We start from the raw sequence: 14,445 nt of genomic DNA, 5'->3' as shown, positions 1-14,445 counted from the left end.
ATTATCCTTGCGAGCGTATAATTTCATTTTGCGCTGCAACTTTCTTTTTCCACTGCTCTGCACGACGGGTACGATCGGCGACTTGTCCGACCAATTGCCCACAGGCAGCATCAATATCATCACCACGTGTCTGACGAATCGTACACACAAAACCTGCATCAGACAAAGTTTTTTGGAAAGAAATAATTCGATTTCGGCTAGAACGCCCATACGGTGCGTGCGGAAATGGATTAAATGGGATCAAATTAATTTTGCTTGGCAGGTTCTTGAGTAACTGAATCATTTGCTGTGCATGTTCAGGATGGTCATTCACACCATCTAACATGACATATTCAATGGTCACGTGTTTACGGGCACTTTCATTGCCATCTTTGCCAATATAACGCTGACAAGCCGCAATCAATTGTTCCAACGGATATTTTTTGTTGATTGGAACCAGCTCATCACGTAATTGGTTATTGGTGGCATGTAAAGAAATTGCTAGGGCAACATCAATGTCTTGTGCCAATTGATCAATTTTAGGCACTACGCCCGAGGTAGATAAGGTCACACGGCGCTTAGACATACCATAGGCAAAGTCATCTAACATGATGCGCATAGAATTCAAAACAGCATCGTAATTCAGCAATGGTTCACCCATGCCCATCATCACCACGTTGGTCACAGAACGCTCACGCTCTACCACTGGCACATCTTCCATGTAGGAATAGTTTGCCATCCACAACTGACCAATAATTTCGGCTTGAGTCAAGTCACGCTGGAAGCCTTGTTTACCTGTAGAGCAAAATGAACAGTCTAGCGCACAACCCACTTGCGATGAAATACACAAGGTTTTGCGTGAGCCAGTTTTATCTTCTGCAGGAATCAAGACAGTTTCGACGAGTGAGCCTTCACCTTCGCCCACACGGAACACCCACTTACGCGTACCGTCTTTAGAATAGTTTTTATGCACCACTTCTGGCGCTTTAATTTCACAAATCTTTTCCAGTTTTTCACGTAACTTGCCCGAAATATTGGTCATTTCGGCAAAGTCTGTAACAAAAAACTGGTGAATCCATTTCATCACCTGCCCTGCACGGAATTTCTTTTCGCCTAACTCTTCAAAGAATTTTTCCATTTGTGGACGTGACATGCCAAGGAGATTCACTTTCTCTGCAGTATTGGACTGTGCAGGAGCGGATGCAGATGCTTGCTGAACATCTGTCGCAGATGCAGCGAGGACTTCTGTACTCATGTGTGTATTACCTAAACCATGTCTAAAGATGAAAGGAGATGCTCAAGAGGTGAGCAAGGGTTTATTCAGAAAATAAAAATTCGGAGAATAAAAAACCAGATAAGCATAATAACACTTATCTGGTTTGAATACTGCGTATTAACGAGTACGTGGGCAAACTTCAGTTTGAGCAAAGAAGTAGTTTACTTCACGCTCTGCAGATGCAACTGAGTCTGAACCGTGAGCAGCGTTTTCGTCGATGCTTACAGCGAAATCTGCACGGATTGTACCAGGTGCAGCTTCTTTAGGGTTTGTTGCACCTAAAATTTCGCGGTGAGCAAGAACTGCATTTTCACCTTCAAGAACTGACACAACTACTGGACCAGAAGTCATGAACGCAACTAGGTCACCAAAGAAACCACGTTCTTTGTGCTCTGCATAGAAGCCTTCAGCTTCAGCTTGAGAAAGGTGTTTCATTTTAGTCGCAACGATTTTAAGACCAGCTTTTTCGAAACGAGCAAAGATGTCACCGATGTGGTTTTTAGCAACTGCATCTGGTTTTACGATAGATAAAGTACGTTCAATAGCCATGATTGGCTCCTTAAGTCAATGTTGACGCGAAAATTTTGCCGCATTATACCGAATAATGGGCTGTTTTCTGCTTTTGATGTGTAAAAAAATTGCTTTTTTCGATATGAAGCAAATTATGCAGATCGACATCGGATAAATCCGTCTGGCTTCACAGCACTATTTTTAACGTGCTTCGTCAATCCACGCCATTTGAATGGCTTCTAACAAACCTTCTGTCGATTTTTCTGGGTTATCTTCAAACTCAGGTAAAGCGCAGACCCACGCGTGTAAATCGGTAAAACGAATCCATTGTGGATCCACATCGGGATGTGCTTCATATAATTCAATCGCAATGTCGATGCTATCTGTCCAACGTAAACCCATGTGTATTCCCTATTCTATTTAAGACAGCGACTACTTTAACAAATTTCACCAAAGCTGCCTGCCTTTCTGTATCTGATCTATAACTTTTCAAATATGATTTACACACATAAAACCATACTTAATGGTACTCAATCACATACATCTGATACTCGGAAACGTCATCCACAACCTGAGCAAAAACAAGCACTGCTTTGTTTGCAGCGCAAGTCAACAATGGAGCAGTAATCCAAATATGGAAAATCGCTTTTATGATGAGTAGCGTTACTCCGCAAGATGATGTTCTCGCGAAACACTCAGCTTCTCATTTTGCTGAATGAAAATATGTGTAGTAAAGTAGGTCGAACCGAAGGTTTATCCAACTGTTTGACCGTAATTAATAGGACTCCGTTATAACTCTTTAGCCCTCTAATCAATAAATTCATACTCAAGTTCTTAATATAAACTTGAGATACAAACCACTTATAAAACAATATTTACATAAGGTGCAGCCAAAATAATCGCACTCGCTACAGCCCCTCCAATCATCGCCCCGACGGCCACATCACTTGGATAGTGCAAACCTAAAATCATACGGGAAATAGCTACCAAAATCGTAAAGGGCAACATCAACATCAACAATACTGGCTGAATATAACCCAACACTGTGGTGGTCATTACTGCATGTAATGTGTGACCCGATGGAAAGCTAAAATGATCTAGCGGACGCTCACCTAAACGAATGACTTGGTGAACCTGATAGGGACGTGGACGAACTGTTTTTTGTTTGAGGTATTTATAAATACCTGTACCAACCGAGCCGCCCAATAAAAGATAAATAATTTGTAAGCTGTAGCCAATGCCCTGCATGATCCACGCGCTTGCTAGCATGACATACCAGAACACGCCATCGCCCAAACGGCTAATAACTTTAAAGAATTGCGCCACCCGCTGAGAGTGGGAAAAATGGTTAAGATACAAACAGCCTTTTAAGTCGAGATCCAGCATTCTTATTTTTGCATTTTTAAACTTCATCAGTTCTCTCCTTTTGGCGCATAACTAAGATGGCATGTATCGCTCCTCTGCCACCTGATATAACGCCTGCTCAAATTGTTGGACTGGGTGTTGCCAGCCAATATTTAAAGTCGCTTTGCGGGCTTTTTCGCCCATTTGTCTAAGGGTTGTAATATCTGGAAGTCGGTGAATATGACCGACTAAATGTGTATGCTGTCCCGGTGGGCTGAGCCAGCCTGTTTCAGTTGGACGAACGTGTAAATTGGCACAAGCATAGTCATAAGCAACCACAGGTAAACCACTGGCCATGGCTTCCAATACTACATTGCCAAAGGTTTCGACCTGACTGGCAAAGGTAAATACATCAGCACTGGCATAAGCTTCTGCAAGCGCTGTGCCACTTAAACTGCCAGTAAAAATAATATCCCCATGCAAATTCATGGCTTCTAGACGCTGACGATCTGGCCCATCACCCACCACCACCAATTTCACAGCTTGTTCCGTTTTTTGGGTCATGCTGTGGTAGGCATCAATAATTAAATTGACTTCTTTTTCTGGCGATAAACGCCCTACATACAACATCACTCGGGTGTTTTCTTCTGCCCCCCAGCGTGCTCTGAGCGCTGTTGAACGAAACTCAGGAGAGAAGTGCTCGACATCGACACCACGCCCAACGATCACCAGTGGCCCTTCCACGCCAAACTGACGCAATGATTTTTCTGTGTCGTGACTCGGCACACAGGTCAGCAAAGTATTGTTATGGAACCACTTTAGATAGTGTTGTATCGGTTTAAGTAAAAAAGCCAAATCAAAAAAGCGGCTAAAATCCTGAAATGCAGAGTGAAAACCACTGGAAACAGGGATACGTTTTGATTTTGCCAAATGCAAGCTTGCCAACCCCAAAGGCCCTTCGGTCACAATATGCACTACATTTGGCTCAAACTCGTCTAGCGCCTGCGAGAGTTTAGACCACTGTGGCCAGCCAAATTGTAAATTATTATATTTAGGAATCGCTTGGGCTTTAACCAGACACTCTTTATAAGGCTGAAACTGGCCATCATGCTGTTTTTGTTCAGGGCGTATGAGCAGAATTTTATGCCCAAGTGTCTGTAAACCTTTGCACAATTGCTGCAATGAACGTGCTACACCATTAATTTCGGGTGGCCAGGTTTCTGTCACAAGGGCGATTTTTAAACGTGGGCGGACAAGGTCTGAGAGTTCAGATTGAGGCTGGCTATTTTTTTGTTGTTGATCTTGTTTGAAATAAAATTTAAATGCATCGCTGTAACGCTCTAATTTACTGCTCTGCTTTGCCAATACATTGCTCATCGCCTTTCTGCTCAATTCTTATTTTATGCTAGTTAGCCTAATACAGCAGCATTGCAATAATATGATGCTTTGGTGACATGTTTGTCATTTTTTATACAATTTTAAAAGCTAGAAACCCCATAATTTGCTGTTAGTCGGCCCAAGAACAGATGAAAAAAAGCAGATATTCAATACCTGCCTGTTCAATACATTATCGTGAGCCTGCTGCACATTAAAACATCTAAAACAGTAAGTTAACGTATAACTCATCGGTATAGCGTCCTGCTGGCGTTGTCAAACTCGGCTGTTCATCTAACCTTACCGCTACACTGTATTTATGCCCTGATGCAGAAGTCTGTCCTTCAATTGGCGTGTTCCACAGATTATTTTTTGCACCCATAATGCGCATACTGGTACGTAAACGGTGAGCACCATTGTTTACAAAACTGCTGCCGTGCTTGTCCCGTAAATTACGACTACTAAACTGAATACTATAACCACGATCACAGCGCACATTAAAACTGGTTGCCGTCTGACTACGGTATTGAGCACTCATTTGCAATAAAGACTCACTCACCGAACCAATGGTGCAGGCCTGTGCAGGAACACAGACCCAACAGCCACACAACAACAGGCTTATTTTTTTTACGATCTCTAATCTTTTCATTTTTCTCACCCTCACTCATCATGCTGACATGCTTACTGACAAATCAAATCCATTTGCGTTGTTTGCGGAACCGTGCCAGCTTTAACTTGAGGTACTTCAAGCTGACTATGGCAAATCTTTCCACCTTTGGTTTTGACTTTTAGCGTATAGCTGCCGGGTTTCACACCATATAAATGTACATTTCCATCACTGCCCACAGGTACAAACTCAGTGGTATCACGACTTAAATACACCTCACTTCCCTGCACAAACGGCTGCTGATCAGCTGTAAGTAAACGTAATATAATCAATCCTGTACGCTGCACAGGAAAATTCACTTTATAACCACGTTGATTCATACCAATCACTTTTTGGCTTGAATATTCAAAGCTGTCATACATGTCTAACTGGTCTTGATCAAAAGACACGTCGTAATTGACGTAAGGTACAATGTCATGCACAAACACATAGCCTTTTTGATTGGTTTTGCCGACTGGTGTTAAAGCCCGTTGTACTTCTACATTTGGAATATCACCGACATTTACCAATGCAAAGGCATTGTCTACGTATTTGGTCATGGCCCATTTTCGATCTAACCAAACCACTGCACCCTGATAATTGGCTTGACTATAGCTAAAACGCTCACTTTCATCGTGGCTTAAATATAGATTACCCATCGGCATTTTCAGGGCGGTATAGGCATTTACCCCAATATCCCCTTCTGTTTGTTGGTGACGCACAGCAAGAGTGTAATCCACACCATTTTGCGTCAGGCTGCTCTGTGCATAACGCAACTGGGTTTGCTCATCAAAATTATGCGAAAGCTGCGCACTGCGGCGTTGGTCAAATTGATAATTCAGTGTTAAATATGCCCCGTCACTATCCTGCACTTTCAAATCTTTATAATAAGAAAACGACAGTGAAGTTTGACGCCCAAACATACGAGAAAAACCAACTGTAAGCATTTGGCTATCTGCAAAGCTATTATTTGCATTGGGATGATAACGGCGCTCTAGATAGTTCACATTTAAGGTATTGATTAAAGGAATATTGAAAATACTGACATAAGCTAAGTTGTCGTATTCCACTGTTTGTGTCATATCGCTATAACCCAAACCACGATATTCAGGACTGTAGTATTTATGACTTGCACCAAGTGCAAGCCGACTTCCATTACGGCTTAACGAAGCGCCAAAGGTATAACCATCGCCCCAATCACTGTGGCTAGACGCAGCATGCGTATCTAACAAGGCATATTTGCTGAGAGATTGCGTCCATAGCAACCCGACATTCTGCATATCTTTGCTATAACTTAAATTGGTTCCTAAAGTCGTGCTGTCTGTAATTCCACGTCTGAAATAAAGGTTGCCAAAAAACTCCCGATAATCATCCGACACGTAGTCGTAGTCATAACGCAGCTTTCCTGCAGAAAAGTTGTATTCGTTCAGTCCTGGTTTGAGTAGTTGCGTGGTGACATAAACTGGAAAAGATTGCACGGTACGATTTCCCAATACATCTTCCACCACCACTTGCGCCTCGCCCGACTGCTGAATATTTGCACCCGTATTTAAGGTATAGTGCCCAGGCGTCACTTGTTGCTGATATAGATTGATGCCATTAATGTATAAATCGACGGTGGATGGCAGTACAGCACTGCCTCTTAAGGTGGGTACATTCCAATAAATAAAGTCTGGATAACTGCTAAAATTTGAACCAAAAGACACACCACCAAATCTGAATGTATCTAATAAAGGATTGTAAACGCTAGTGTTATCACCCAAAGTTAAACGCTGATAACGAGATGGAAATTCTATTTCAAAACTGGTATTCAAACGCAGCAGCTTATCTTGATCTTGTTCTGCCTCTTTGCGATACATCATGCCATTTTTAAAAATCCAGTAATCTTTAAAAATACCAAGCTCCGCCAAGCCATTTAATTCATTGTAATTATCATAACGTGCATACAGCACATCATAATTTAAAAAACCGCCCAACTCTGCTTTAGACGGAATCGCATGGGTTTGGCTCAATTGTGCATCTATAAAATAGCTGGCAGGTACAGTTAATTTAATCGCTTGCAGCGCAAAATCTTGCTCAGACTGAATTTCATTGGTGGTTACAGAACAGAACTGAGTTTGTGCACTGTGTTTTTGTAAACGGTCTTGCTGTAAACCGAGTTGTTGCAAAACCTCGCATTCCATATAGCGTTGCCCATCCTGCTGCAACACTAGACTTTCAATGACACGATCTACGCCATTTAGCCAGACACTATTCAATGCCATTTCAGTATTGGCAGCATTGGCGGGCAATGGTATCCCCCACAGGACACATTGCAGCGCAAAAAACAGTCGAGTTCTATGCATGATTTAGCCCTTCATTTTTAACTCAATGGCTTGCTCACTTTTATCTGTTTCAAGTTTGAGTATGTAATTTTTCAAATCACTGAGTTTGATTTGCCCCATATCAAAGCTGTGTTTTTGTTGATTTAACAAATATTTCATTTCACGTGTGGTTGCGATGGGTTGTTTTTGTTGGTTTAAAATGCTGATTGAAGAAATTTGCACATGCGATGCAGCATGATTTTCTATCTCTAAAAACAAATGGTCGTTTTGATAACGCGGGGTTGCAGTCACCTGAATGGCATCTTGCTTACCCACAAATAAAGGAACAGAAATCGTAAATAAAAATTGGAGAGCGTCTTCTTCCACCACAGGGGCAATTTCTTTAAAAACAATACGCCAAGTTTTTTCTTGCGCCATTTCTTCCTTAGAAAGTGGTCGGCTAAAACCTACGCGTATCACTTGTTGTGCATTCGGTTGTAAAACAAAGTTTTTAGGATTAATTAAGATGTCTTGTTCTGGTTCTAGCACATCTTCACCCTGTGCATTTTGCGACCATTTGTAGGCAGACATTTCAAAGCTTTTCGGTTCAGTAAGATCTGTGGCTTCCATGACTACTGTTGCACTGCGCTGTCGTGCTTTATCGCCCAAATACATTTGAGTCGGTGAAATCACCAAATTTGCATAAACTGCCTCTGCACATAAACAACTTGCGACCAGCACATATTTCAATAATTTTTTCATGCATCCCCCAACAATGTCTGATTACGCTTGTCTTTAGACTAAAAAGTTGACTCCACCCTGTCGGTAAAGCCAACTGATTCAGATTGCGTTCAAGTGAATTAGAATGACACTCGAATGTTGTATTTATCGGTATAGGTACCCGCTGGTTTAGAAATACCTACACCGTCACTTTTAACCAAGACATTGTAAGTACTCCAGCCATTGTTGCCTGGCGCAATATTGGTTTGCTGATCGTTTAACTGAATCAAAGATGGTGAACCCGCACGTTTGGTTTCAACCGTTAAGCCCACTGCATGATTACCTGATTTGGCTGCAGATTTGGTTGTTTTGCCTCCACCAACACGGTTGTCGGTATCGACCAATAAGTTGTAGTTTGCATTCGCCCCAACCATAAATTGACCAGAAGCTTGTGCACCATCTTTTAATGAGATACTTGGTGTTTTCACTTTCAGCTCACAGCGCTTAGGCACAATCACTTGAATTGGAATACTTCCTGTACATGGCCCTTCGTTACATACTGGGGTTGGCTTAGGGTTTGGTTTAGGATGATGATTACCACCCGCCATTGTTACCGTTGAAAAAGCTCCGAAAACCATCAAAGCAGCAGCAGTTTTAATAAATTTAGACATGTCACTTCTCCATAACTCTTATAAAAAACCATTTTTTAATCATTCACTCGCTTGAGATATCGTTAGAATTATTGAAACTCAATCCTTAGCAAGTTTCTTCATTTTAGGTATTTCTCACAAAAATCCATCTATACGCCCCATTTCACACAATTTTTAATAAACTTTGAATTTCAGCAAATTACGAGATTAAAGTACTGTTTTAAATGACATCGCAAAAAACTAGGGAGCAGCTCACTCCCCAAAATTTGTGATCCAAATTTTAGGGATAATGAAAAATATATATTTATTTACATTTAAACCAACACATTGTTTTTATTTAACTTTAATAACATTTTTATTTTAACTTTTGTTACATTTTAAGTGGATTTATTTTTGAAAGAATGGTCAAAATTCGGTTTCTAGTCTAATTTTTACTACACTTTTCACGTATTTGATTCACTATCTCCTATCACATTCGACAGACTGAGCGTTTTTTAAAATCAAATCTCACCAATTGTAGGGATTGCCTCTCGCTATAAAAAAGCCATGTTTTGGGCGGCTGAATTTATCCAAAAGATCAAATTAGTACATCACCAGCTCAACGAAGAAACAGTTGATCATTCATCTATGTCTGTAACGTGAGAAATAAACCTCCCAAGAAGTTTAGCCGTTCAATAACGTAATAGCAGACAAAACAAAACCCCATTCAAGCCACTGCCTGAATGGGGTCATCACACCTGAGTCAGTAATATAGACTCAGGTACACACGCGTGACTTATTTAACGTAAGTCAACCAATGTGCATATTTGTCATTCTTGCCTTGAACTGCATCAAAGAAAGTTTTTTGAATTTCAGTGGTAATTGGGCCACGTGAACCACAGCCAATTACACGGTCATCGTATTCACGAATTGGGGTAACTTCTGCTGCTGTACCTGTAAAGAATGCTTCGTCAGCAATGTAGAATTCATCACGTGTAATACGGCGTTCAACCACCTCATAACCCAAGTCTTTAGCAATAGTGATCACTGTTTGACGCGTAATACCATCTAAAGCACCGCCTGCGATGTCTGGTGTATGTAAAACGCCATCTTTAATTAAGAATACGTTTTCACCAGAACCTTGACATACATAACCTTGTGGGTCCATCAACATCGCTTCATCATAACCTGCTTGCGCGACTTCTTGGTGTGCAAGAATAGACAAAGTGTAGTTACCAGAAGCTTTGGCTTTACACATAGTCACGTTTGGATGATGGTGCGTAAACGATGAAGTTTTAACGCGAATACCATTGGCCATCGCTTCTTCACCTAAATATGCACCCCAACCCCAAGCGGCAACAGCAGCATGAATGGTGTTATTGGTTGCAGCGATACCCAATTTTTCAGAACCAATCCAGATTAATGGACGTAAGTAGCACGATGAAAGTTTGTTTTCACGTACCACGTCAATTTGCGCTTGCTCTAAAGCTGCTTGATCAAATGGTACTTTCATTTGATAAATTTTGGCAGAGTTTAACAAACGCTTAGTATGGTCCTGAAGACGGAAAATCGCAGTTCCGTTTGGCGTTTCATAAGCGCGGACACCCTCAAACACACCCATACTGTAGTGTAAGGTATGCGTTAAGACGTGAATTTTTGCATCACGCCAGTCAACCAATTGTCCATCTTGCCAAATAAAACCATCACGATCAGCCAAATTCATGGCACACACTCCAAATGTTTATACATAGTCATTTTAATCCAACGCAGACATTGCAGTCGGATCAATTAATCTTTGCCATAACTTGCAAACGACCTCACGGGTATCGTACCAGTCCGCAGCATTGACTTGCATGGATTGATTTGCAAGGGCTAAGCGGTGGCTTTCGGCTCGTTCACGGAGATAAGCTTGAATCAATGCTGTCGCATCGTCGCTGGATAAGCAACCTGTTTTTGCGGCATCTTCAAGGATTCTTACGTTGTCGGAATAATGGGCGAGATCAGGATTCGACCCACTCCAGGCTAATACCGCATACTGTGCCATAAATTCGATATCAACGATACCACCTGCATCCTGTTTTAAATGAAAAATTCCATCTTTTTTTTGCTCTTTGGATGAACCCAAATGATCTTTCATTTTTTGACGCATTTTCAGCACTTCACTGCGCACATGTGCTTCTTCACGTGGCTGAGTCAAAATCTGACAGCGCAATACTTCAAACTTGTCACGTAAACGTTGCTCGCCCGCAATACTGCGCGCACGTACTAAGGCCTGATGCTCCCACAACCATGCACTTTTAAGCTGATATTGTTCAAAAGCTCGCAAACTGGTGACCAATAAACCTGCTTCACCCGATGGACGTAAACGGGTATCGACCTCATAGACACGGCCATCTAGGGTTTGTGTGGTCATAAGCGAAACAAACTTTTGCGCAACCCGCATGGCAAATTCAAAACCACTGATGGGTTTCATCCCATCGGTATCGGCTTGTTCATCCATGGCATGCACAAAGACCAAATCCAAATCTGAACCATAACCCAGCTCAATCCCACCGACCTTACCATAGCCTATAATCGCAAAAGCATTATGTTCTAAACCACAGCGCTGCCCTTCACTGTCGAGCGGATAACCATGCTTTTTAGCCGTAATTTGATACGCCAGTTGCAACGCTGCATTTACTGTTACTTCGGCAATATCCGTCAGCGCATCGGACACTTTCATCAAGTGGCTTTCTGCCAATACATCACTGGCTGCAACCGTGAGCACATTGGATTTTTTGAATAAACGCAGCACCCGCATTAAATCTTCAACTTCATCCAGCTCAATACGCAGCAATTGCTGGCGTAGCGAATCTTCCAAATCACTACGCTTCGGCAATTCAAAATCCATAGATAGAAATTCATCCAACAACACAGGATATTGAGTCAGTTCTTCACAAATCCATGGGCTGACCGTGGCCATTTTTACCAAGCGCTGTAAAGCTCCCTTGCTTTCAATCAGCATCACCAAATACACAGTACGGCGTAGTACAGACTCCACCAATGGCATTAAACGCATCAATGCCATTTGTGGATGTTCTGATTGCAACACCGCTTCAATCAAGTGTGGCCAAAAGGTTTTTAAACGCTGTAAAGCTTTGGCTGTGAGTTTTTTTATGCCGTGCCCATACCAAAACTCATGTACTAGGTTTTTCGCTTGATCATCCAGTACCGCATTCAGTTGTTTTTCCAGCTGACTATAATTTTCTAGCAAGGAATCGGGTTCATTTTCTTTAATTAAATGTTCAAACTGATAAATCACTTTGACACGCTTTTCATTCAGGGTCTGCATGAAGCTGTCCCAGTCAGCAAAACCCAAGGTATCGCTAATACGTGCACGTAGTTCAGGTTCGGTAGGTAGGGCTTGGCTTTGCTGATCATTCAAGGCTTGAATAGCATGCTCAACCCGGCGCAGGAACAAATAGGCATCTTCTAAATCCAGCACCGCTTGCGGCTCTAATAATTCTGCCTCACCCAAATGGCGTAAATTGACTAAACATTGACGGTCTTGCAATTCCAGCTTTGAGCCACCGTAAATCAGCTGAAAAACCTGTACGATAAACTCAACCTCACGAATTCCCCCCGCACCCAGTTTAATATTGTCTTCAATATTACGGCGCTGCACTTCGCGCTCAATCATGGCTTTCATTTCGCGCATGGCTTCAAAGGCAGTGTAATCGACATATTTACGAAATACGAAAGGTCGGGTCATCTCCAACAGTTCATCGCCTTCTTGCCCGCCCGTGATAATACGTGCCTTAATCCATGCATAGCGCTCCCATTCACGTCCATGCTGACTTAAGTATTTTTCCAATGCCACATGACTAATGGCCAAAGCTGAACCATCGCCCCACGGACGTAAACGCATATCAACACGAAATACAAAACCATCTGCAGTGATGTGATCTAGCAGATAGATCAGCTTTTGTCCCCATAAAATACAGAATTGCTGTACTTCAATGCACTTGCGTCCGTTGGTTTCGCCTTGTTCATCAAAAGCAAAAATCAGGTCGATGTCACTGGATAAATTCAGCTCCTGTGCGCCATGCTTACCCATAGCCACCACAATTAAATCCTGCACTTTGCTGTTATATCCCATTGGTTCACCATGTTTGGCAACCAGCGGAACTCGCGCAAAATCTTTGGCCACTTGCACACAAATATCGGCAAAATCAGAAAGTTCTTGCGTCAGTGTCACCACATCGGTCAGTTGATTGGCATCTTGCCAAATCCAGCGGAACATTAAACGCGCACGTAAAATGCGCAGGGTTTTCATCCACAGGGTTTCATCACTGATGTCTTGTAAAGTCGAAATGACCAGTTGATGAATATAATCGGCACTCAGTGGTTTCAGAAATTGGTCAATTGCATAATCCTGTTGTAACAAGGCTTCGTGATTTGCCAAGACTTGTTCTGCGTATTGACTGGCATGTAATGTTTTTTGCAATTGTTCCGCATTCATTTTCACAACCTTAAACCGAGCTTTATTTTAAAGTTTTGTCAAAAGACAACTTTCTAGTTATAACAGCAGTTGCCTGCAACAAGGAAATAAAATTGCAGTGATCTGTAAAATATCTCTATTTTGAAAATATACCCATAAAAAAACCGAAGCCTAAACTTCGGTTTGATTTACTAGATGCAATGCTTATTCAGCATCTAGCATTAAATCTGCGCTCATGCCTACAGTATTAAAGCCTGCATCGACATACAGAATTTCACCTGTAATACCGTTGGCCCATGGTGAGCATAGGAATAATGCGGCATTACCAACATCTTCAATCGTCACGTTACGTTTTAACGGTGCAACTTTTTCATTCAGGTCTAACATTTTACGGAATGATTTAATGCCTGATGCTGCAAGGGTACGAATTGGACCTGCAGAAATTGCATTTACACGAATACCCTCCGCACCCAAGCTTGAAGCTAAATAACGCACGCCTGCTTCCAAAGAAGCTTTGGCCATACCCATCACGTTATAGTTAGGCATAACACGTTCAGAACCTTGATAAGTCAGCGTCAATACGCAACCTTGGCGAGCTTGTAATAATGGTTTTGCAGCACGTGCCATTGCAATTAAGCTATAAGCACTGATGTCATGTGCAACTTTAAAGCCATCACGGTCAGTAACATCGGTAAAGTCACCATCTAAAGTATGTGCAGGTGCAAAACCAATAGAGTGAACCAAACCGTCTAAACCATCCCAGTGTTTCGCCAATTCAGCAAATGTTTGCTCAATTTCTGCATCTACACCAACATCACATGGCAAAACAATACTTGAACCAAATTGTGCAGCGAATTCATCAACACGTTTTTTGAGTTTTTCATTCGGATAAGTAAATGCTAATTCTGCACCTTCACGATGCAATGCTTGTGCAATACCAAATGCGATAGATAATTTACTTGCAATACCTGCAATTAAAAAACGCTTACCCGCCAAAAGACCTTGTGCCATGTGAAACTCACCTAGATATATTTCGCTGTATCATGCCAATTCTGAACACAGAGTGAAATTGCATAATGCGCCTTTTTTTGCAGATTATGTAAAAACTTTGTCTTGTCCTGAAATAGATTGACAGTATTCCACTTCAAACCGAGTTAAGCAATTAGCTCGGTTTTAGTTTGCTC

Annotated in this window: 12 protein-coding genes; all 12 read right to left on the bottom strand. The window is 41.8% G+C overall.

All coding sequences use genetic code 11. The features are described from left to right. Position 1: 1 nt before the first annotated feature. Entirely contained in the window at positions 2 to 1,234 is a 1,233-nt protein-coding gene (gene rlmN / locus HHA41_RS10195; protein ID WP_168461613.1) for a 23S rRNA (adenine(2503)-C(2))-methyltransferase RlmN, read from the bottom strand. A gap of 138 nt (positions 1,235 to 1,372) precedes the next feature. Continuing rightward, a complete protein-coding gene (ndk, locus tag HHA41_RS10190) occupies positions 1,373 to 1,804 on the bottom strand; it encodes a nucleoside-diphosphate kinase (RefSeq protein ID WP_004975092.1) in 432 nt (143 codons plus the stop codon). A gap of 162 nt (positions 1,805 to 1,966) precedes the next feature. Next, positions 1,967 to 2,167, bottom strand: a complete 201-nt coding sequence (gene iscX, locus HHA41_RS10185; protein WP_104852473.1) for a Fe-S cluster assembly protein IscX — start codon at positions 2,165 to 2,167, stop codon at positions 1,967 to 1,969. Between the two features lie 459 nt (positions 2,168 to 2,626). After that, positions 2,627 to 3,178 carry a phosphatase PAP2 family protein gene (locus HHA41_RS10180; RefSeq protein ID WP_168461611.1) on the bottom strand — a complete coding sequence of 184 codons (552 nt, stop codon included), beginning with the start codon at positions 3,176 to 3,178 and terminating at the stop codon, positions 2,627 to 2,629. A 24-nt stretch (positions 3,179 to 3,202) separates the two neighbouring features. Further along, the gene (locus HHA41_RS10175) at positions 3,203 to 4,486 is read right to left on the bottom strand and encodes a glycosyltransferase family 1 protein (protein ID WP_168461609.1); all 1,284 of its coding nucleotides are present in this window, start codon (positions 4,484 to 4,486) and stop codon (positions 3,203 to 3,205) included. A gap of 220 nt (positions 4,487 to 4,706) precedes the next feature. Further along, entirely contained in the window at positions 4,707 to 5,132 is a 426-nt protein-coding gene (locus HHA41_RS10170) for a hypothetical protein (RefSeq protein ID WP_104470588.1), read from the bottom strand. A 32-nt stretch (positions 5,133 to 5,164) separates the two neighbouring features. Beyond that, positions 5,165 to 7,474 carry a fimbria/pilus outer membrane usher protein gene (locus tag HHA41_RS10165; RefSeq protein ID WP_168461608.1) on the bottom strand — a complete coding sequence of 770 codons (2,310 nt, stop codon included), beginning with the start codon at positions 7,472 to 7,474 and terminating at the stop codon, positions 5,165 to 5,167. 3 nt (positions 7,475 to 7,477) lie between these two features. Next, complete coding sequence (locus tag HHA41_RS10160) at positions 7,478 to 8,194, bottom strand: fimbria/pilus periplasmic chaperone (RefSeq protein ID WP_104852477.1); 717 nt, start codon at positions 8,192 to 8,194, stop codon at positions 7,478 to 7,480. 98 nt (positions 8,195 to 8,292) lie between these two features. Continuing rightward, entirely contained in the window at positions 8,293 to 8,823 is a 531-nt protein-coding gene (locus HHA41_RS10155) for a hypothetical protein (protein ID WP_168418428.1), read from the bottom strand. Positions 8,824 to 9,577: 754 nt separating this feature from the next. Next, a complete protein-coding gene (locus HHA41_RS10150) occupies positions 9,578 to 10,504 on the bottom strand; it encodes a branched-chain amino acid transaminase (protein ID WP_168418427.1) in 927 nt (308 codons plus the stop codon). 33 nt (positions 10,505 to 10,537) lie between these two features. Further along, on the bottom strand, positions 10,538 to 13,282 hold the full coding sequence (gene glnE, locus HHA41_RS10145) for a bifunctional [glutamate--ammonia ligase]-adenylyl-L-tyrosine phosphorylase/[glutamate--ammonia-ligase] adenylyltransferase (protein ID WP_168461607.1): 2,745 nt from the start codon (positions 13,280 to 13,282) through the stop codon (positions 10,538 to 10,540). A 183-nt stretch (positions 13,283 to 13,465) separates the two neighbouring features. Next, a complete protein-coding gene (locus HHA41_RS10140; protein WP_168418425.1) occupies positions 13,466 to 14,272 on the bottom strand; it encodes an enoyl-ACP reductase in 807 nt (268 codons plus the stop codon). Positions 14,273 to 14,445: the final 173 nt, after the last annotated feature.

Origin of the sequence: Acinetobacter sp. A1, from assembly GCF_012371315.1 — a bacterium.
Lineage (GTDB): Bacteria > Pseudomonadota > Gammaproteobacteria > Pseudomonadales > Moraxellaceae > Acinetobacter.
Note: the sequence above shows the minus strand (reverse complement) of the source record. Positions and strands in the feature narration are given on the sequence as shown.